17 protein-coding genes and 1 pseudogene are annotated in these 19,784 nt (G+C 67.9%); 7 read left to right on the forward strand and 11 right to left on the reverse strand.

The genetic code is table 11. The annotated features are described in order from the left end of the window. The first annotated feature begins 50 nt into the window (after window positions 1–50). Window positions 51–602 (forward strand): pyridoxamine 5'-phosphate oxidase family protein, encoded by a 552-nt coding sequence (locus KUV62_RS17200; protein ID WP_222604956.1) that lies wholly within the window; start codon window positions 51–53, stop codon window positions 600–602. Continuing rightward, window positions 599–1,273 carry a DNA alkylation repair protein gene (locus KUV62_RS17205; RefSeq protein WP_222604957.1) on the forward strand — a complete coding sequence of 225 codons (675 nt, stop codon included), beginning with the start codon at window positions 599–601 and terminating at the stop codon, window positions 1,271–1,273. Before KUV62_RS17200 ends, KUV62_RS17205 begins: the two co-directional genes overlap by 4 nt. A 146-nt stretch (window positions 1,274–1,419) precedes the next feature. Here KUV62_RS17205 and KUV62_RS17210 read toward each other — a convergent pair whose 3' ends face one another. Next, window positions 1,420–2,526 carry an acetoin utilization protein AcuC gene (locus KUV62_RS17210; RefSeq protein WP_222604958.1) on the reverse strand — a complete coding sequence of 369 codons (1,107 nt, stop codon included), beginning with the start codon at window positions 2,524–2,526 and terminating at the stop codon, window positions 1,420–1,422. Window positions 2,527–2,617: 91 nt separating this feature from the next. Here KUV62_RS17210 and KUV62_RS17215 point away from each other — a divergent pair, with 91 nt between their 5' ends. Next, entirely contained in the window at window positions 2,618–3,697 is a 1,080-nt protein-coding gene (locus KUV62_RS17215) for an AbrB family transcriptional regulator (protein ID WP_261395717.1), read from the forward strand. A 21-nt stretch (window positions 3,698–3,718) separates the two neighbouring features. On the opposite strand, the gene KUV62_RS17220 is transcribed toward KUV62_RS17215, so the two are convergent. Then, the gene (locus KUV62_RS17220; RefSeq protein ID WP_222604959.1) at window positions 3,719–5,542 is read right to left on the reverse strand and encodes an ABC-F family ATP-binding cassette domain-containing protein; all 1,824 of its coding nucleotides are present in this window, start codon (window positions 5,540–5,542) and stop codon (window positions 3,719–3,721) included. Window positions 5,543–5,820: 278 nt separating this feature from the next. Further along, a complete protein-coding gene (locus KUV62_RS17225) occupies window positions 5,821–7,404 on the reverse strand; it encodes an arylsulfatase (protein ID WP_261395718.1) in 1,584 nt (527 codons plus the stop codon). A 143-nt stretch (window positions 7,405–7,547) separates the two neighbouring features. Here KUV62_RS17225 and KUV62_RS17230 point away from each other — a divergent pair, with 143 nt between their 5' ends. After that, on the forward strand, window positions 7,548–8,234 hold the full coding sequence (locus KUV62_RS17230; RefSeq protein WP_222604960.1) for a Crp/Fnr family transcriptional regulator: 687 nt from the start codon (window positions 7,548–7,550) through the stop codon (window positions 8,232–8,234). A gap of 311 nt (window positions 8,235–8,545) precedes the next feature. Here KUV62_RS17230 and KUV62_RS17235 read toward each other — a convergent pair. Together KUV62_RS17235 and KUV62_RS17240 are read right to left on the reverse strand one after the other, a co-directional pair. Beyond that, window positions 8,546–9,237 (reverse strand): annotated as a pseudogene (locus KUV62_RS17235) (integrase core domain-containing protein); the annotation flags it as partial. A 494-nt stretch (window positions 9,238–9,731) separates the two neighbouring features. Next, window positions 9,732–10,787 carry an anhydro-N-acetylmuramic acid kinase gene (locus tag KUV62_RS17240; RefSeq protein WP_261395736.1) on the reverse strand — a complete coding sequence of 352 codons (1,056 nt, stop codon included), beginning with the start codon at window positions 10,785–10,787 and terminating at the stop codon, window positions 9,732–9,734. A gap of 97 nt (window positions 10,788–10,884) precedes the next feature. Here KUV62_RS17240 and tyrS point away from each other — a divergent pair, with 97 nt between their 5' ends. Further along, window positions 10,885–12,138: a tyrosine--tRNA ligase gene (tyrS, locus tag KUV62_RS17245; protein WP_222604961.1), complete on the forward strand. Its 1,254-nt coding sequence runs from the start codon at window positions 10,885–10,887 to the stop codon at window positions 12,136–12,138. A 70-nt stretch (window positions 12,139–12,208) separates the two neighbouring features. Here tyrS and KUV62_RS17250 read toward each other — a convergent pair whose 3' ends face one another. Continuing rightward, window positions 12,209–12,361: a hypothetical protein gene (locus KUV62_RS17250; RefSeq protein WP_222604962.1), complete on the reverse strand. Its 153-nt coding sequence runs from the start codon at window positions 12,359–12,361 to the stop codon at window positions 12,209–12,211. Window positions 12,362–12,408: 47 nt separating this feature from the next. On the opposite strand from KUV62_RS17250, the gene KUV62_RS17255 reads away from it, so the two are divergent. Continuing rightward, on the forward strand, window positions 12,409–13,281 hold the full coding sequence (locus KUV62_RS17255) for a GNAT family N-acetyltransferase (RefSeq protein WP_222604963.1): 873 nt from the start codon (window positions 12,409–12,411) through the stop codon (window positions 13,279–13,281). A gap of 158 nt (window positions 13,282–13,439) precedes the next feature. Here the strand turns inward: KUV62_RS17255 and KUV62_RS17260 are convergent, their stop codons facing one another. Together KUV62_RS17260 and KUV62_RS17265 are read right to left on the reverse strand one after the other, a co-directional pair. Continuing rightward, window positions 13,440–13,991 (reverse strand): peptidylprolyl isomerase, encoded by a 552-nt coding sequence (locus KUV62_RS17260; protein WP_222604964.1) that lies wholly within the window; start codon window positions 13,989–13,991, stop codon window positions 13,440–13,442. Further along, entirely contained in the window at window positions 13,984–14,490 is a 507-nt protein-coding gene (locus KUV62_RS17265) for a peptidylprolyl isomerase (RefSeq protein WP_222604965.1), read from the reverse strand. Before KUV62_RS17265 ends, KUV62_RS17260 begins: the two co-directional genes overlap by 8 nt. 136 nt (window positions 14,491–14,626) lie before the next feature. Between KUV62_RS17265 and KUV62_RS17270 the strand changes: the two genes are divergently transcribed. Further along, window positions 14,627–15,805 carry a phosphoglycerate kinase gene (locus KUV62_RS17270; RefSeq protein WP_222604966.1) on the forward strand — a complete coding sequence of 393 codons (1,179 nt, stop codon included), beginning with the start codon at window positions 14,627–14,629 and terminating at the stop codon, window positions 15,803–15,805. Between the two features lie 366 nt (window positions 15,806–16,171). Here KUV62_RS17270 and KUV62_RS17275 read toward each other — a convergent pair whose 3' ends face one another. The 3 genes from KUV62_RS17275 to KUV62_RS17285 are packed head-to-tail and all read right to left on the reverse strand — an operon-like array spanning window position 16,172 to window position 19,777. Continuing rightward, complete coding sequence (locus KUV62_RS17275; protein WP_222604967.1) at window positions 16,172–17,668, reverse strand: UxaA family hydrolase; 1,497 nt, start codon at window positions 17,666–17,668, stop codon at window positions 16,172–16,174. 1 nt (window position 17,669) lies between these two features. Further along, window positions 17,670–18,776 (reverse strand): mannitol dehydrogenase family protein, encoded by a 1,107-nt coding sequence (locus KUV62_RS17280; RefSeq protein WP_222604968.1) that lies wholly within the window; start codon window positions 18,774–18,776, stop codon window positions 17,670–17,672. Continuing rightward, on the reverse strand, window positions 18,773–19,777 hold the full coding sequence (locus tag KUV62_RS17285) for a zinc-binding alcohol dehydrogenase family protein (RefSeq protein WP_222604969.1): 1,005 nt from the start codon (window positions 19,775–19,777) through the stop codon (window positions 18,773–18,775). Before KUV62_RS17285 ends, KUV62_RS17280 begins: the two co-directional genes overlap by 4 nt. Between the last annotated feature and the right edge of the window lie 7 nt (window positions 19,778–19,784).

The raw sequence follows: 19,784 nt of genomic DNA on the forward strand, positions 1-19,784 counted from the left end.
CCCGCTGCCGGAGGCGTACCCTGCGCCCCGGCAGATCGGAGGGCTCTCTCATGGCAAAACGATTCGACGCGCTCGGCGCCGACCACATCGCCTTCATCGAGGCGCAGCACATGTTCTTCACCGGATCGGCGGCGGCCACCGGGCGGGTCAACATCAGCCCCAAGGGGATGGACACGCTGCGGGTGCTGGGGCAGAACCGCATCGCCTTCCTGAACCTCACCGGCTCGGGCAACGAGACCGCGGGCCACCTGCGCGAAGATCCGCGCCTGACGCTGATGTGGTGCGGCTTCGAAAAGCGCCCGCTGATCCTGCGCTGTTACGGCAGCGCGCGGATGATCCAGCACAGCGATCCCGATTGGAGCGCCATGCTCGAGCTCTTCCCCGACCTGCCCGGCGCGCGGCAGATCTGCGACGTGAAGATCGACATGGTGCAAAGCTCCTGCGGCTACGCGGTGCCCTTCATGGATTATGCCGGCGAGCGCGACACCCTTCGCCACTGGGCCGAGGACAAGGGCTATGACGGGCTGCGCGCCTACTGGGCCGAGAAGAACGCCGAGACCCTCGACGGCCGCCCCACCGGAATAGAGGCCGACGCCACATGACCGCCGACGACGCCCTTGCCGAGATCGAAAGCCATGCCGAGGCGGGCCGCGCCGAGGGCATGCGCGCCTATCACAAGATCGACCGCCCCTATCTGGGCGTGCCCAACCCGGCGCTCAACGAGATCACCCGCGGCTGGCGCCAGACGCTCCCGGTCGAGGCGCGCGTGGCGCTGGCGCGCGATCTGTGGCTCACGGATGTGTTCGAGGCGCGGCTGGCGGCGGCCAAGCTGCTGACCCAGGCGCGCATCCGCCCCGATGACGCGGCGTGGCGACTGATCTGCGACTGGGTGCCCCAGTTCGACAGCTGGGCCATCGCCGATCATGCCTGCATGGCCGGCCAACGCCGCCTGACCGCCGATCCGTCGCGCATCGAGACCGTCGAGCGCTGGACCGAAAGCCCGCACATGTGGACCCGCCGCGCGGCGCTGGTCATCACCCTGCCCTGGGCCAAGATGAACTTTCCGTCCGAGGCGGATCTGGCGATCCGCGACCGGGTGCTGGGCTGGGCCGCGAGCTATGCCGCCGACCGCGACTGGTTCATCCAGAAGGCGGTGGGCTGGTGGATCCGCGACCTCTCGAAGCACGATGCCCCCCGCGCCAAGGCCTTCCTCGAGGCGCATGGCTCGACGCTCAAGCCCTTCGCCCGGCGCGAGGCGGAGAAATACCTCTGAGGCTCAGAGCCTGCGCCGTCGCCCGTCGCTGGAGCCGGGTGAACGTTAGAGCCTCGTGACCAGATGCACGTCGAAGCTCCTCGCGCGCCGAGCCCTGGAAGCCTGCGCCCGCAACCCCGCTTCAAAGTCGCGCCCACAACCCCGCTTCAAAGTCGCGCGCGCAGCCGCGCGACGCCCGCGCGGATCTCGTCACGGATCGGCCCCTCGCGCGGCGCATCCCTCAGGGTCGTGAGCAGCTCGAGCCCCGGCCGCCCCTTGCGCGACCATGTGAGCCTGGCCAGCAGCGCCCGCGCCCCGGGGCTCAGTTCGTCGGGCAGCTCCTGCCCCGAGAGCGCCGCCCAGACCCCGGCCCAGCAGCGCGCGACGCTCCATGGGTTGTAGCCGCCGCCGCCCGATGTGATGAGCTTCGGCGCCAGATCGTAGAGCGCCCGCACGGCGCGGACATGGCTGTTGTTCGACAGCTCCAGCCGCGACAGCGGGTCTTCGGTCAGCGCGTCCGCTCCGCATTGCAGGAACACCGCGTCGGGCCGGAAGCTCGCCACCGCCGGCAGGATCAGCTCCTCCAGCACGTAGGCGAACTCGGTGTCGTTGAAGCCGCGCGGCACCGGCAGGTTGAAGGCCGCGCCGCCGCCCTCGTCGGCCAGCGCCCCGGTGAAGGGCCAGCGCCGGTCCTCGTGCACCGAGATCACCCGCACGCTCTCGGAGCCGTGGAAGGCAAACTCCACCCCATCGCCGTGATGGGCATCGATATCGACATAGACCACCCGCCGCGCGCCCAGCCGCTGCAGGTGCAGGATGGTCAGCACCGGCTCGTTGAGGAAGCAGAACCCTGCCGCCTGCCCGGCCAGCGCGTGATGCGTGCCGCCGCCGGCATTGTGCACCGCCCGCACCGCGCCCGACATCACCATCTCCGCCGCCAGCAGCCCACCGCCCACCGCCGTGGCGGGGCGGCGATACATCTCGGGAAAGACCGGGTTCGACAGCGTGCCGAGCCCATAGCGCGCGCGGGTCTCATCGCTGACCGCGCCTTCCTCCTCCGCCGCCTGCAGCGCGGCGATATAGTCGGGCGTATGGAACACCGTGAGCGCCTGCGGCTTGGCGCGCGGGCTGGTGCGGTAGAGACTGCGCGGCAGCAGTCCCAGAGCGGTCGCCAGATCTGTGGCGGCGGGCACCCGCTCGATGGAGAGCGGATGACGGGTGCCGTATTTCGAGCCACGGTAGATCTCGGAGCCGATGAAGAGCGCGCGCTGCATGGCCCGAGTATCTAGGGCAGAGGCGCCGCCTCGAAAAGCGCAAGCCCCGCCTCGCGTTGCAACTTCCTCGCGAACACGGTTAGGTCGCGCCATGCTTGGCACCACCCTCACCCTCCGCATGATCGGCCTGACCGCGGCGCTGCTGGCGCTCGGTGGGCTCGGCGGGCTCGTCGCCAAGGCCATCGGACTGCCGATGCCGTTCATGCTGGGCAGCCTCGCCAGCGGCGCGCTCGCGGTGGCGCTGTTCCAGGACGGGCTGCTGCGCAACTACCGCTTCCCGATGCGCTTCCGCACCGGCTTCATCGGACTGATCGGGGTGATGATCGGCACCCAGGTGCAGCCCGACCTCCTGCGCGAGGCCGGCGACCTGATCCTGACGCTTTCGGCGCTGGCGATCTTCGTGGTGCTGGCGCATTTCGGCAATTACCTGATCTTCCGCCGGCTCGGCGGCTACACCAAGGCCACGGCCTATTTCGCCGGCATGCCCGGCGGCTTGATGGAGAGCCTGGTGATGGGCGAGCGCTCAGGGGCCGAGCTGCCGGTGCTCACCGCGCAGCAATTCCTGCGCATCATCATCGTCATCACCTTCGTGCCGCTGGCGCTGTCGCTCTGGCTCGGCCACCCGGTGGGCAGCGCCGCCGGCCTGACGCCCAGCGCGCCGGAGCCCGTGACGCCGCTGGCGCTGCTGTTCATCGTCATCGCCGCCACCGCGGGGCTCGCCATTGCCCGCGTGATCCACCTGCCCGCAGGACAGATCACCGGCCCGATGCTGCTGGCCGGCGCGGTGACGCTCACCGGCGCCGTCGATCTGCACCTGCCGTTCTGGCTGATCGCGGTGGCGCAGGTGGTGGTGGGCGCCTCGCTGGGGTTGCGGTTCTCCGGCATGACCGGCGCCATGCTGCGCCGCTGCGCCGGGCTGAGCGTGATCTCGGTGCTGTGGATGCTGATCCTCGGCGCGGGCTTCGCCGCCGGGCTCAGCCTCGCCACCGGCCTGCCCTTCCTGCAGCTGATGATCTCCTACTCGCCGGGCGGGGTCACCGAGATGTCGGTGATCGCGCTGAGCCTCGCCGCCAACCCGGCGCTGGTCAGCCTGCACCACGTGGTGCGGATCCTGTTCACCGTGCTGTTCATGAGCCTGGCCGAGCGCCGGCTTAACCTCGGCCGCGACTGAGCCGACGCCGAGCGCCGCGGATCAGCCCGCGGCCTCGGCCTTTTCCTCGAGCTCGAGCCATTCCTCTTCCGCCGCCGAGAGCTTGTCCTGCCGCTCGGTCAGCGCCTCCGTGGCCTTGCGGAACTTCACCGGCTCGCGGGTGAAGAGCTCCGGATCGGCGAGCAGCTCCTCGAGCTTGCCGATCTCGGCCTCGAGCCGCGCGATGACGCCGGGCAGCTCCTCGAGACGGTGCTTCTCGGTGAAGCTCAGCCCCGCCTGCTGCGGCTTGGGCTTCGGCGCCTCGCGCGCCTCCTTGGCCGGCTTCGCCGCCTTCTCGGCGGGGGCTGCGCCGGCCGTCTCGGCGCGCTGCGCGCGGTAATCGCTCCAGCCGCCGGCATAGACCACGGCCTGCCCATTGCCCTCCATCGCCACGGTGGTGGTGGCGATGCGGTCGAGGAAGTCGCGGTCGTGGCTGACGATCAGCACGGTGCCGTCATACTCGCCCAGCAGGTCCTGCAGCAGGTCCAGCGTCTCGACATCGAGATCGTTCGTCGGCTCGTCCATCACCAGCAGGTTCGATTCCCTCGCCATCAGCTTGGCGAGCAACAGCCGCGCCTTCTCGCCGCCCGAGAGTGAACCGACCTTGGCCCGCGCCTGGCGCTCGTCGAAGAGAAACTCCTTGAGATAGCCCACCACGTGCTTGGGCTGGCCGCGCACCAGCACCTGGTCGGCCTTGCCCGAGACCCGCATCTCCTTGTCACCGGTCAGGCTCTCCCAGAGGCTCATCTCTGGATCGAGCTGCGAGCGGGTCTGGTCGAAGAGCGCGATCTCGAGATTGGTGCCGAGCTTGACGCGGCCCGCATCGGGCTCGATCTCGCCGGTCAGCATGCGGATCAGCGTGGTCTTGCCGGTGCCGTTGGGCCCGACAAAGGCGACCCGGTCGCCGCGCTGCACGGTGAGCGAGAAGTTCTTCACGATGGTCTTGTCACCGAAGGTCTTGGTCAGCCCCTCCGCCTCGATCACCTTCTTGCCCGAGACCGGCGCCGAAGCCAGCTCCATCGCGGCGGTGCCCTGGCGGCGGATCATGCTCGAGCGCTCCTGGCGCAGCGCCTTCAGCGCCCGCACCCGGCCCTGGTTGCGGGTGCGCCGGGCCGAGATGCCCTCGACCGCCCACTTGGCCTCGGCCTTGATCTTGCGGTCAAGCTTGTGGCGGGCCTCGTCTTCCTCGGCCCAGATCTTGTCGCGCCAGTCCTCGAAGGCCTTGAAGCCCTGCTCCTGCCGCCGCACCGCGCCGCGGTCGATCCACAGCGTGGCGCGGGTCAGCTCCTCGAGGAAGCGGCGGTCGTGGCTGATCAGGACGAAGGCCTTGCGGGTACGCTTGAGCTCGGCCTCGAGCCACTGGATGGCGGCGATGTCGAGGTGGTTGGTGGGCTCGTCGAGCAGCATCACGTCGGGATCCTGCGCCATCAGCCGCGCCAGCGCAGCGCGCCGCCGCTCGCCGCCCGACGCGGTGGCCACGGGGCGGTCAGGGTCGAAGCCCAGCCCTTCGCCCGCGGCCTCGACGAGATACATCTCCGCCGGGCCGAGGCCTTGCGCGGCATACTCGCCCAAGGTTTCGAAGCCGGTGAGGTCGGGCTCCTGCTCCATGTAGCCCACCGAGGTGCCGGCCGGCACCACGCGGGCGCCGGTGTCGGGCTCGACGAGGCCGGCCATGACCTTCATGAGCGTGGACTTGCCAGAGCCGTTGCGCCCCACGAGCGCGACCCGGTCGCCGGGCTGCACGATGAGCGAGAGGTTTGCGAAGACGGGCTCGCCCCCGAAGGTCAGCGAGATGTCGGAGAGCTGGAGAAGCGGTGCCTGTGCCATGGCTCCCGCGCTATTTTGCGCCGCCTGCCGCGTCAAGGGGGCACGCGCGCGACATGGCCACGACCGCGGCGGCTCGCGGGGGCGGTGGACGGGCCAGAGGCGGCGGGAGAGGTACTGAACGCGGCCACCGCCGCCACCCCCGATCCGTCGGTGCTGCAAGAGCTCCTGACGCAGGTCCAGTAAGCCTCGGCGGAAAGCTCCGCCCGGCGGCAGAAAAACCAAAAAGCCGCGCTCGAGAGCGCGGCTTTCGCTGTCTTGGGGCCCCTAAGCCCGAGGGCTTATTGCATCGACTTGCTGATGAAGTCCTCGACCACGTTGGACATGTCGAACGATGCCCCGCCCTGCACCGGCGGGTAATCCGCCAGCGTCTGCAGGTGCTGCTGCATCAGCACGTTCATCGGCTGCATCAGCCACGACACCTTCTGCATCAGGTGACCATAGGCGTCGGTGCTGGAGTAGCTCTCGAACGGGTCCATGCGGATGTTGAAGACCAGCGGCGCGGTGCGCGCGTAGAGGCTGTCGTAATAGTCTTCCTTTGTGGCGAAGTGGAACTTCCACGGCCCCATGCGCACCGCGGTGAGCTTGCTCTCGTAGTAGTGGAAGATGTGATCGCGGCGCGATGCCTCTTCCTCGCCGGTCCAGTAGGCCAGGTTGTTCACGCCGTCGATATACTGCGCCTTCTCCTCCATGACCTCGGCGGCCACGTCCTCGATCCCGGCAGCGGCGGCCAGCGAGGTGAACATGTCCTGGTGTCCCTGGATGCCGTTCAGAACGGTGTTCGGCTCGAAGTGACCCGGCCAGCGGATCATCGAAGGCACCCGGATGCCGCCCTCGTAGGTGGTCATCTTCTCGCCGCGGAACGGCGAGGTGCCGCCATGCGGCCAGGAATTGTGCTCGGGGCCGTTGTCGGTCGAATACCAAACGATGGTGTTGTCGCTCAGCCCCTGCTCGTCGAGCCAGTCGAGCACGTAGCCGATATCGTGGTCGTGCTGCATCATGCCCGAGCCGTAGAGATCGGCCTCTGAAGTGTATTTCTCCGCCGCGTAGCGCCACTCCTCGTTAAGGCGCGTGTAGAGGTGCATCCGGCTGGTGTTGAGCCAGACGAAGAACGGCTCGCCGGCCTCGTTCGCCGCCGACATGAAGTCGATCGCCTTGGGGATCATCTCGCCCATGTCGAAATTCTTCATCCGCTCCTGCGTCAGCGGGCCGGTGTCCTCGATGGTCTGCTTGCCGATCACGCCGAAGCGTGGCATCTCGGTGCTGTCCTCGGTCTCGGTGGCGAAGGTGTGAAGCACGCCGCGGGTGCCGAACTGCTCCTCGTAGGCCTCGAGGGAGCCCGAGAACGCCTCGCCGAAGTTCTGGTAGTCGCGCTGCTCGGCCTCTTCCTGCGTGTTGAGGTGGTAGAGATTCCCGAAGAACTCGTCGAAACCATGCACCGTCGGCAGGTGTTCGTTGCGATCGCCGAGGTGGTTCTTGCCGAACTGGCCGGTACGGTATCCGACCTGCTTGAGCTCTTCCGCCAGCGAGGGCGATCCGGCCTGCAGGCCCAGAGGCGAGCCGGGCTGGCCCACCGTCGTCATGCCCGAGCGGATCGGGTACTGGCCGGTGATGAAGGCGGCCCGGCCGGCAGTGCAGCTCGGCTGGGCGTAATGGTCGGTGAAGCGGATGCCTTCATTGGCGATCCGGTCGATATTGGGGGTGGTATAGCCCATCGTGCCCATGCCGTAGGACGACAGGTTCGTCCAACCGATATCGTCCCCCCAGATCACGAGGATATTCGGCGGCGACTCCTGGGCGAATGCCGCCGAGCAGGACAGCGACAATGCAACCGGAAGAGCCAGCAGCATCCTGTTCGTGGTCATGTGAATACTCCTTCGTGGTATAGTATGACATTGAATTCCTTGGCGCGAAATCGACTGCGCAAAACACACTGAGGTTGCAAAAAGGCTATCACCAGGTGACAGTCCGAACTGTGTCCTATGGGACAAAGTTGGGATTTTTTGAGATGTCTCTTGCCGCCCTCCGGAAAGCCGGCTGGCTCTCGTCGCAGTCCGCGAGTTTCCAGGACGAGTTGCTTCGCCTCGGTCGTATACGACGCTACGAGCAGGGCGCGACGGTCGTGTCCATCGGGGATCCTCCGGGCGGGCTGATCGCGCTGGTCGAAGGCGCGCTGGCGGTGTTCATCGCGCCGGGAGACACCGGCCCGCATTTCGCCCATCTCGCGTCGCCGGGCTGCTGGTTCGGCGAGGGCGGCTTCTTCACCGGCGGCCCCCGGCGCCTGACGCTCGAGGTCACCGCCGAGAGCGTCGTCTTCCACCTGCCCCTCGACGCGATGGAGCGGCTCGCCGCCGCCGATCCAGAGAACATGCGCCGTTTCGGCTGCATCGCGCTGCAGAATATCGACCTTTGCCTCGAGGCCATTGACACGCTTCTCATCGCCGATCCCAAGCGCCGCATCGCGGCGACCCTGCTGCGCTGCATCGGCGAGAGCGCCACACCGCGCATCGCGATGTCGCAAAGCGCGCTCGGGCGCAGCGCCAACGCCTCGCGCAAGGTGGTGAACCGCACGCTCGGAGAGCTGGCCGAGATGGGGCTTATCGAACCGGGCTACGCGCAGATCGTTATTCGGGACGTCGCCGGGCTCAAAGCTTTTCATTGTGGAGACTGGCCCTCCTACAAGACGCGGGAATGAGCGCTGCGAGCGGCTGAACCAGCGGCACGGTCGCTGTCCGAGAGGGCAACGTCGCCATTCGGCAGTTCCAACGTCAGGGGATGATCCCTTGGCAGGCTGTATCAGCCAGAGCCTTCCTTTCGGGGTTTTCTCGGTACCAGACCAAGTTTCCCGCAACGTGAGAAGGGCAGGTTCGGATCGACCGCCGACCGACTGGCCCGGCTTCTCAGAGTTCCCCCGCGCACCACATCTTCGGCACCACGCCGACGGCCGATCATAGCAGACCTCCTGCGTCGCATGAGCTGACCCCAGCGAGTGGTCCGGGTTAATCGCTAATGCATGGTCGGCCTTCGAACTACCGGGATGAGGACCTCGGGCGCCGGTGCCCGTTTCCGAGAGCACTATGCGGCCGGTCCATGTTTTAGTGCTTTCGCCATCTTTCGATGAGGATTTGTGCCTCCCACAACGAGTAGAAGACCTCGCCATTCAGTAGCTCGTCCCGGGAGCGCGCATTGAAGCTCTCGCAAAAGCCGCTCTCCCAAGGTGACCCTGGCTCGATGTAGGCGGTCTTCGCCCCCACCGGCTCGATCCAGTCGCGCACCTTCTGCGCGATGAACTCCGGGCCGTTGTCGGACCGGATGAACCGCGGCGGACCGCGCTGGATGAAGAGGTCCGTCAGGGCGTCCACGACATCAGTGGAGTTCAGCCGTCTGTCGACACGGATCATTGACGCCTCCCGCGGAAATTCATCGAGGATGTTGAGCGTCCGGTAGGCCCGGCCGTCACTGGTCCGGTCCTGCACGAAGTCGTAGGACCAGACGTGGTTGGCATGTGCAGGCTTCAGCCGCACACAGGAGCCGTCGCCCAGCCAGAGCCGGCCACGTTTCTTTTGCTTGTGTGGGACCTTGAGCCCTTCGCGCCGCCAGATGCGTGCCTTGACCCGCCAGCCGGCACGCCGCAGCAGCACGGCGATCCGGCGTTAGCCGTAGCGGCCATACTCCCGGGCCAACTCGATGACGTCGGCGGCGGCGACTTGCATGGTGCCGATGTTGCTGCCTGCGGACATCGGTTCGCGCAACTGCGTGTGCGGGACGAAGATCATGCCTTCTTCCGGCCGGTCGTAGCTGTGCGAAAAGATGTCGAAGGCGTTCTGCCCGCTCGCCCGGCCGACGGAATGGTCCAGCTTGGGGTCATGCGGCCTGAAGGTCGCCGGGGAGACATGCATCAGCTCCCGGCCCTTTGCCTGCTGCTCGGCATTGGGAACATCGCAGCGCGTGATCTCGTGCGGGCCGCCATCGTCGGCATCGCGCCAAATGCAGTGCGATCAACAGCCGTTTCAGGGGGCGCTGCCCCCTCTTGGCGCATTGCGCCAATTCACCCCCGAGGTATTTGGAAACCAGAGAAGACGAGGGCGATGCGCCCCTGTCTTCTCTTCGTCAAAAATACTCCTGCCGGAGGCAGGCCGGAGGCAGGCCGGAGCGTAACGCAGGCGCTGTGTCCCGAGATCCCTACCGCGTTTCAAACCCGGCTGATGCGACCACCGCTCACCGGGGCCGCAACGGCAGTGGTCCCGGGCGCCGAGGTCGGCAGGCCGCGTGCCACGCGCACCGCGAGATAGGCGAAGGCCTGGGCCTCCAGCATGTCGCCGTCGAGTCCCACTGCCTCGACCGGCTCCACCGGGCAGTCGATCCCGGCCGCCAGCATCTTCATCATCACCGGGTTGTGGCGCCCGCCGCCCGTCACCAGGAGCCGCGCCGGCGCGCGCGGGCAGTGCTCGAGACCGAGCATCACCGCGGTCGCCGCCATCGCCGTCATCGTGGCCGCCGCATCGGCATCGCCGAGCTCGCGCACGAGATCGAGCATCAGCGAGAAATCGTCGCGATCCAGCGACTTGGGCGGCATCTTGCGGAAGTAGCCCTCGTCGAGAAAGAGCTCGAGCGCGCCGTCCACCACCTCGCCCTGCGCCGCCAGGGCACCGTCGCGGTCGCACTCCCAGCCAAGGCGCTCGGCCACCAGATCGTTGAGCGGGGCGTTCGCGGGCCCGGTGTCGAAGGCCAGCAGCGCGCCGGGCATTTCGGGGCCCGAACGGGAGGGATCGACCCAGGTCAGGTTGCCGACACCGCCGAGATTGAGAAACGCCACCGGCGCGGTCGCGCCGATCCATTGTGCGCAGGCGAAATGGAAGAACGGCGCCAGCGGCGCGCCCTCGCCGCCCAGCGTCACGTCGGCGGAGCGGAAATCCCACACCACGTCGCGCTCCAGCGCCGCGGCCAGCGCATCACCATCGCCGAGCTGGTGCGTGCCCCGCCCGCGCGGCTCATGCGCCAGCGTCTGGCCGTGAAACCCCACCAGCTCCGCCTGCGGAAACCCCGCCAGCAGCTCGGCATGGGCGCGCTGCACCACCTCGCCCGCCGCCGCGAGATCGTCTCCCGGCCAGCGCCCCAGCGCGGCGCGCAAGACAGCGCGCTCCTCGCCGGTATAGGCGCGGTAGCCGCTCTCTCCGAATGCCAGGATCTGCCGTCCGTCCGTCTGCACCAGGGCCGCGTCGACCCCGTCGAGCGATGTCCCCGACATCGCCCCGAGCGCCCAGACCGGCGCCGCCTTCAACTTGTCCTTCAACTCTGCTCGCCCCGCCCTTATAGGAACACGCGGACTATAAGAGGGAAGCCCCATGACCTACCATCCCAAATCGGACTTCATGCGCGTCATGATCGAGCGCGGCTTTCTTGCCGACTGCACCGATTACCAGGGCCTCGACGAGGCGCTGACCAAGGGCGTGGTGCCGGGCTATATCGGCTTCGACGCGACCGCGAAGTCGCTGCACGTGGGCTCGCTGATCCAGATCATGATGCTGCGCTGGCTGCAGAAGACCGGCCACCAGCCAATCACCCTGATGGGCGGCGGCACCACCAAGGTGGGCGATCCCTCGTTCCGCGCCGACGAGCGCCCGCTGCTGACGCCCGAACAGATCGACGACAACATCGCCGGCATCAAGCAGGTCTTCGCGAAATATCTCGATTACGACCGCGCCGAGGCCCCTGCCCTGATGCTCAACAACGCCGAGTGGCTCGACGGGCTCAACTATCTCGAGTTCCTGCGCGACATCGGACGGCATTTCTCGGTCAACCGGATGCTGAGCTTCGAGTCGGTGAAATCGCGGCTCGACCGCGAGCAGTCGCTGAGCTTCCTTGAGTTCAACTACATGATCCTGCAGGCCTATGATTTCCTCGAGCTCAACCGGCGCTACGGCTGCCTGGTGCAGTTCGGCGGCAGCGACCAGTGGGGCAACATCGTCAACGGCATCGACCTGACGCGCCGGGTGATCGACAAGCAGATCTTCGGTCTGACCTCGCCGCTTCTGACCACCTCGGACGGCAAGAAGATGGGCAAGACCGCGGAAGGCGCGATCTGGCTCAATGCCGACATGCGCTCGCCCTACGAGTTCTGGCAGTTCTGGCGCAACACCACCGATGCCGATGTCGGGCGCTTCCTCAAGCTCTACACGGAGCTGCCGCTCGAGGAATGCGAGCGGCTGGGCGCGCTCTCGGGCTCCGAGATCAACGCCGCCAAGATCATCCTCGCCAACGAGGTCACCACGCTCTGCCACGGAGCCGAGGCCGCGGCGGCCGCCGAGGCCACCGCCCGCGAGGTGTTCGAAAAGGGGGGCGTGGGCGACGACCTGCCGACGCTGGAGCTTTCCCCCGACGAGCTGGGTGGCGAGGGCATCTCGATCGTGCAGTTGATCGTGCGCGCGGGCCTGGCGAAATCCGGCAAGGAAGCCAAGCGCCTGATCGCCGAGAATGGCGCCCGGATCGACGACGCGCCCCTCACCGATGCCGGGCTGATGCTCGACGCGGCGGCACTGGCGAGCCCGGTGAAGCTCTCCGCGGGCAAGAAGCGCCACGCGCTGGTCAAGCTCGCCTAGGCGCGCCTTCGCACACCGGACGTCTTCCAAGGGCCGGCGCCATGCCGGCCCTTTTTCGGATCACCTGCCGTCAGAGCAGAAGCTGCAGCAGCGCCAGCGCCGCAAAGGGCAGCGACAATCCGCAGGCGAGCAGCATTGCCGCGGCAAGCGTGGGCCGCGGCGCCGGAGCGACCACGGCAATCGAGCGGGGCGCCTCCCGGCGCGGGGAAACTCTCTGTGCCATGGCCCGAGTTAACCACGGATTCACTTTCCGAGTCCTTAATCCAGATCATGATCGCGCCCGTCCTGCCGCTGCAGCAGTCGCCGGAATATGCCCGCACCCTGCGCGCGCTGAGCCTGCCGGTGCGTTGCGGCGCGGCCCCCGGCCTGCGCTGGCTGGTGCAGTCGCGCCGCTTGCCGTGTCTCGGACTGGTCTCGCTGATCTCCCGCGGCCCTATTCTCACCGCGCCCACGCCGCCCGATGACTGGCTGGCGCTCTGTCGCGGCGGGAGCCGCGGCCCGCTTCTGCTCAACGCCGACGGCCTGCGCCCCGAAAGCCTGCGCACCCAAGGCTTCTGGCCCCTGCTCACGCCCGCGACCCTGGCCATGCTCCCGCTCACGGTTGACGCCACCATGCGCGCCGCGATGCAGGGCAAGTGGCGCAACCGCCTCAACCGCAGCGCCGCCCACAGGCTGCACATCCGCCGCCTGCCGCTCGAGCCGGCGCACTGGCTGCTCAGCACCGAAGCCAGGCAGGCCCGCGAGAAGCGCTACCGCACCCTGCTCCCGGCATTCATCGCCGCCTTCGCCAGGGCCAATCCCGGTGCCGCGCTGATCTGGGAGGCCCGCCACAGCGGCCAGCCCGTCGCCGCCATCGCCATCCTGCGCCACGGCCCCACCGCGACCTGGCAGATCAGCGTCTCCCTGCCGCAAGGCCGGGCGCTCTCGGCCATGAACGCCCTGCTCTGGGAGGCCATGCGCTGGCTCGCCCGCAACGGCCACAGCCATCTCGACCTCGGCATGCTGAATTCCGAAGCCGCCCCCGGCCTCACCCGCTTCAAGCTTGGCACCGGCGCGCGCCTCCACAGGCTCGGCGGCACCTGGCTGCACCACCCTGGCCTCGCGCCACTCGCACGGCAGCTCCCCGCGCGGCTGTCACGCTGAGCCCGCAGCTTCTTCTGGCCGAAAATATCCCGGGAGGTGAATTGCCCCGGCCTGCCGGGGCAAGAGGAGGGCAGCGCCCTCCTGAGCCGCCGGTCCGCGCCAGGGGCGCGGGCCGGCTCAAACCAGTGCGCGCCCCGGAGGGGGCGCGCCTCAAGCGATCACTCGGTGACGGTGACCGTCGCCATCTGGTCCGGCTGGCCCACCACGGCGCCGTTGCGCCCGGTGCCGCGCTTGATCGCGTCGACCACGTCCATGCCCGAGGTCACCTCGCCCACAACCGTGTACTGGCCGTTGAGATGCGGCGCCGGGGCGAACATGATGAAGAACTGCGAGTTGGCCGAGTTCGGGTTCTGCGACCGGGCCATGCCGACCACACCACGCCCGAAATCGCGGTCCGAGAACTCTGCCGCGAGGTCGGGGCGGTCCGAGCCGCCCATGCCGGCCATGCGCATGTCCGAGCCCATCTTGCCGTGCTGCACGTCGCCGGTCTGGGCCATGAAGCCGTCGATCACCCGGTGGAAGGCGACGCCATCATAAGCGCCCTCTTCCGCCAGCGCGGTGATCTGGGCGACGTGGTTCGGCGCCACGTCCTCGAAGAGATCGATGTGGAAGGTGCCGTTGGCGCCCTCACCCGACACCGTCACGTCGAGCCCCGCCGCGGAGAGCGGCGCGGCCAGGGTGCAAAGCGCCGCTGCGATCAGGTTACGCATCGGCAGCCACCTTGACACTGACCATCTTGTCGGGATCCGCGGGCGGCTCGCCGCGGGCGATGGCATCCACATGCGCCATGCCGTCGATGACGCGCCCATAGACGGTGTATTGCCCGTTCAGGAAGTGGTTGTCCTTGAAGTTGATGAAGAACTGCGAGTTGGCCGAGTTCGGGTTCATCGAGCGCGCCGCGCCCAGCGTGCCGCGGTCATGCGGCAGCTTGGAGAACTCCGCCGGCAGGTCGGGCAGGTCGGAGCCGCCGGTGCCGGCGCGGCCGATGTTGAAGCCATTGTCCTTGTTGCCATGTTGCACGTCGCCGGTCTGGGCCATGAAGCCCTCGATCACGCGGTGGAACACCACGCCGTCATAGGCACCGGAGCGCGCCAGTTCCTTCATCCGCTCCACGTGCTTCGGCGCCACGTCGGGCAGCAGCTCGATGGTCACGGTGCCGTCCTTCAGCTCCATGAGGATGGTGTTTTCGGGGTCCTTGATCTCGGCCATGTCGCATCACTCCCTGCGCATCATATCACGGACCGAGACTTAATCCGCGCCCGCGCGAATGCCAAGGGACGCGCGCACATTGACCCCGCCGGCGCTTCGGGGCAGACCTTGGGCAACGCTTTGACAGGAGGACAAGATGGCCTGGAAGACCCTCGACGACATGGACCTGGACGGCAAGCGCGTGCTGACCCGTGTCGACATCAACGTGCCGGTGGAAAACGGCGAGGTCACCGACGCCACCCGCATCGAGCGCGTCTGCGCCACGGTGCAGGACATTCTCGCGCGCGGCGGCACCCCGGTTCTGCTGGCGCATTTCGGCCGGCCCAAGGGCAAGGTGGTGCCCGAGATGTCGCTCAAGATGCTGCTGCCGGCGCTCGAGGCGGCCTTCGGCACCAAGGTGCATTTCGCCACGCTTGACGAGGCCGAGGCCGTGATCGATGCCTGCGGCAAGGGCGAGGTGGTGCTGCTCGAGAACACCCGCTTCGAGCCGGGCGAGGAGAAGAACGACCCCGGGCTCGCCAAGACCTATGCCAAGCTCGGCGATGTCTATTGCAACGATGCCTTTTCGGCGGCGCACCGCGCGCATGCCTCGACCGAGGCGCTGGCGCATCTGCTGCCGGCCTGCGCCGGCCGGCTGATGCAGGCTGAACTCGAGGCGCTGGAAGCGGCGCTCGGCACGCCCAAGCGCCCGGTTCTGGCGGTGGTCGGCGGTGCCAAGGTCTCGACCAAGCTCGAGCTGCTCGGCAATCTCGTCGAGAAGGTCGACATCCTCGTCATCGGCGGCGGCATGGCCAACACCTTCCTCGCGGCCCAGGGCATCGACGTGGGCAAGTCGCTCTGCGAGCACGAGATGACCGGCACCGCCAAGGAGATCGCCGAGAAGGCCGCCTCGACCGGCTGCGAGATCCTGTTGCCGCGCGACGTGGTCGTCGCCCGTGAGTTCCGCGAGAACGCGCCGTCGGAGGTCGTGAAGGCCGAGGACTGCCCGGCAGACGCGATGATCCTCGACGCCGGCCCCGACAGCGTGGCGCATGTGGAGCAGGCAATCGATCGGGCCGAGACGCTGATCTGGAACGGCCCGCTCGGCGCCTTCGAGATCGCCCCCTTCGACAAGGCCACCAACGCGGCTGCCGCCCATGCAGCGAAGGCGACGGCCTCCGGCAAGCTGGTCTCGGTCGCCGGTGGCGGCGACACCGTGGCGGCGCTCAACAAGGCCGGTGCCTCGGAGGATTTCACCTACATCTCCACCGCCGGCGGCGCCTTCCTCGAATGGATGGAAGGCAAGGAGCTGCCGGGCGTCGCGGCGCTTGGGTGACTGGCAGTAAATATTGGAAACCGAAAGGGTCGTCCTCCGGGGCGGCCCTTTTCTTTCGGAGATAGCGTCCAGCGAAACGATCGGGCGCCGTCGTGGCGTCGCCAGCCCGCGGGATGGCGATCCAACCGGCGATCCTCTCGATTTATCCCGGCCACATCCGAAGGACCACGACACGTGGCACCCAGCCCCACCAGATCGCCAGCCCCGGGGGCGGGCTGGCGATGGCGCGGCGGCCTTCGGCCTTGTCCCGCGCCTGAGTGGTTCAGCCGCCGGATTTAGGGACCGCCGCCTTTCCACTCACCTGAAATGAAAGAGGCGCGGCCCTCCATGCACCGCGCCTCTCGAAAGCGTAACTCACATCGCGCCCTAAAGCACCGCGCCGATCTTCCACGGCACGAACTCGTTGTCGCCGTAGCCGAATTCTTCCGACATGGTCTTCTTGCCCGACGCGGTATCGAGCAGCAGGTCGTAGATGTGCTGCCCCATCTCGGTCAGCGATACGCCCTGCTCGACCACGCCACCACAATCGATGTCGATATCCTCGGGCATGGAGCGCGCGAGGTCCGAATTCGAGGCCAGCTTGATCGACGGTGCGGGCTTGGCGCCGAAGCACGAGCCGCGCCCGGTGGTGAAGGCGATGAGGTTCGCCCCCGAGGCCACCTGCCCGGTCGCCGCCACCGGATCGTAGCCGGGACTGTCCATGTAGACGAAGCCGTGCCGGTCAATCTTCTCGGAATATGCATAGGCGCCCGCGAGCGGCGCCAGACCGCCCTTGGCCACCGCGCCCAGCGATTTCTCGAGGATCGTGGTCAGACCGCCCTTCTTGTTGCCGGGGCTCGGGTTGTTGTCGAGCGAGGCGCCGTTGCGGTCGGCATAGTCGCGCCACCAGGCGATCATGTCCTCGATCCTCGTGCCGGTTTCCTTGTCGGCGCGCGCGATCAGCAGGTGCTCGGCGCCGTAGATCTCCGGCGTCTCCGACAGGATCGAGGTGCCGCCGGCGGCGACCAGCATGTCGGAGGCCACGCCCAGCGCTGGGTTGGCGGTGATGCCTGAGAAGCCGTCGGAGCCGCCGCATTGCATGCCGAGCGTCAGCGCCGAGACAGGCTGCTCGCTGCGGCTATCCTCGTTGGCCATCGCCGCGATCGGCTCGAGCAGTTCCAGCGCCCGCTTCACCGCCGAGCGCGAGCCACCCACCTCCTGGATGTTGAAGGTCTTGAAACGCTCCTTGGTCCATTCGGTCGGCTTGTAAAGCGTCAGCTGGTTGACCTCGCAGCCCAGCCCGATGATCAGCACGCCGCCGAAATTGGGGTGGTCGCGATAGCCCTTGAGAGTGCGGACAAGCGCGTCGAACCCCTCGCCCTGGTTGGCCATGCCGCAACCCTGGTCGTGCACGATGGGCGCGAAGCCGTCGACATTGGGATATTTCGGCAGCAGCGTCCGGTTGGCCTCGGCGGCGATGGCGTCGCAGACCGTGGTCGAGCAGTTCACCGAGGCGATCACCCCGATATAGTTGCGCGTGCCGACCCGCCCGTCGGGCCGGGCGAAGCCCTGAAAGGTGTTGCGCGCCGGTGCCTCGGGCAGCCGCGCCTGAACGGCGCTGACGCCGTGGCTGCCCTCTGGCAGCGCACAGTTCTGCACATGCACATGCGCGCCCACGGCGATATCGCGGCTCGCCACCGCCATGACCTGCCCGTATTTCAGCACCGGGTCACCAGCCTTCATCGCCACGCGGGCGATCTTGTGCCCGCGCGGGATCGGCTCGAGCGCGGTCAGCCCGTCGCGGGTCTCGCCTTCCGCCATGTCCGACAGCACCACCGCCACCGTATCGGTGGGGTCGAGCACCATGATCGTGGGGGCGGCCATCTCAGACCTCCTCGCGGGCGCAAAGCCCGTCGAGCACCGGCGCGGCGTAGTCGGGCTGCACCTCGCGCACCCACGACAGGAACGCGCCGATGCGGCGCTCGAGCTTCTGGCCGTGGTTCTGCGCGATATCGGCGATGCGGTGATCGAGGAACGGGTTGGCGAAGCGCTCCAGCGTCACCGCGAGATAGGCCTCGGCCTTGTCGCCGAGCCCGCGCAGGGCAAAGCCCGGCAGCACTTCGCTTGCCATCACGTCCTTGACCTTGGCGCCCACCTCGCCCGCGAGCAGGTCGCGCACGATGACGTCGGGATTGGCGTCACCCGCCATCCAGAACGCGGCCATCGCGGTGTGGCCGAGGTTGAGGATGTGCAGCTTCAGCCGCTCGATCTCCTCGAGATCCTCGACCAGCTGCACCGAGGGGTGGACCACCGGCAGCGCCAGCCCGTCCTGCGCCTCGATGGCCCAGAGCGCGTAAGGCTCGGCCACCGCGCCCACCGGGTCGATCGGCTCGGAGACGATGCGGTCGACGAGGCTGTTGACCCAAAGACAGGCGTTCAGCCAGTCGATCAGCACCGGGTCGGCCTTCTGGCCGGCGGCGATCTCGAGCACGCGGGCCTTCAGCACGCGGCCGTTGTTGGGGATGAGCTCCATCGGGAAGATGGTCAGCGGCTTGCCCCCGCCCGCATGGCGCGCCGCCAGCAGGTGGAAGAGCTTGGCAGGATAGGACATCGCCTGATCCGGGCGCGCCTGATCGTCGGCGGGCTTGGGCTCATAGCCCGAGTCGCCGGTGTTCGACAGGATCGCCTCGGCCTCCTCGGTGATCACCCGCGACAGCTCGGCCCAGTCGGAGGCCGTCGAGAGCGTGCGCCTGACCGAGGTCACGCGGCGCTCCTCATCCACCACCTTGCCGTCCTGCTGGCCGCGCACCCGGATCGGGAAGCCGCCCTCGGCGGCCAGAGCCCCGAGCCGCGCGGCACGGGCAGGATCGCCCGAGCTCTGCACCACGGTGATGGCGCGGGCGGGCGTGCCCTCGGAGAAGAACAGGTCGGCATGGGCCTGCAGGAAGCGCGAGGTGCCGAACTGCACGATGGAGGTTTTTACATCGCTCATGCGGACACCTCGATCAGCGCCTTGACCACGCTGCCGCGATCCTCGGCCCATCTCGGCAGATCCTCGACCGCGCCCTCGATGGTGGTGCGATGGGTGCCGATCTTCTCGACCGGTACGAGCCCTTTGGACATGCAGTCCATGACGTGCTCGAAATCGACCTTGAGCGCGTTGCGGCTGGCGAAAAGCGTGGTCTCGCGCTTGTGGAATTCCGGGTCGGCGAAGCTCAGATCGCCTTTCACCACCGAGAGCAGCACGTAGTTGCCGCCGTGGGCGAGGTAGTTCAGGCCGGCGTTCATCGCGCCGATATTGCCGGTGGCGTCGAAGACGGTGTCATAGACGGTGTCAGCCATCTCCGAGACCAGCTCGGTCTTTGCCGCCGGGATGATCGCCTTGGCCAGCGCCAGACGGTCGGGCGAGGTGTCGCGCAGGGTGACCTCGGCGCCGGCGATATGGGCGAAGAGCCCCGCCCCCACGCCGATCGGACCGGCGCCGACGATCAGCGCCGAGGAGCCCTCGGCCAGACCGGAGCGGCGCACGCCGTGGGCGCCGATGGCGAGGAACTCGACCATCGCCGCGGCCTGCGGGCTGAGATCGCCGGCCGGGTAGAGATTGCCCTCGGGCACCACGATCTCCTCGCACATGCCGCCATCGGTGTGCACGCCGAGCACCGCGATGTTCTCGCAGCAATTGGGCTTGCCGATGCTGCAGGCGTGGCATGTGCCGCAGGTGAGATAGGGGTTCACCACCACCAGATCGCCTGCCTTGATGCGGCCGTCGGCGCTGTCACCCATGGCACGGGCCGAGAGCTCGTGACCCATGACGCGCGGGTATTGCAGGAAGGGCTGGTTGCCGCCGTAGATGTGGTAATCGGTGCCGCAGATGCCGATGGCCTCGATGCGGATGCGCAGATGGCCCGGCTTGTCCTCGGGGCGCGGGCGGGTCACGCAGGTCAGTTTGCCCGGCTCGTCGCAGAGCAGAGCCTTCATATCGGTCGCGGTCATGGGAATC

It is taken from the genome of Salipiger bermudensis, assembly GCF_019801965.1.
GTDB lineage: Bacteria > Pseudomonadota > Alphaproteobacteria > Rhodobacterales > Rhodobacteraceae > Salipiger > Salipiger bermudensis_A.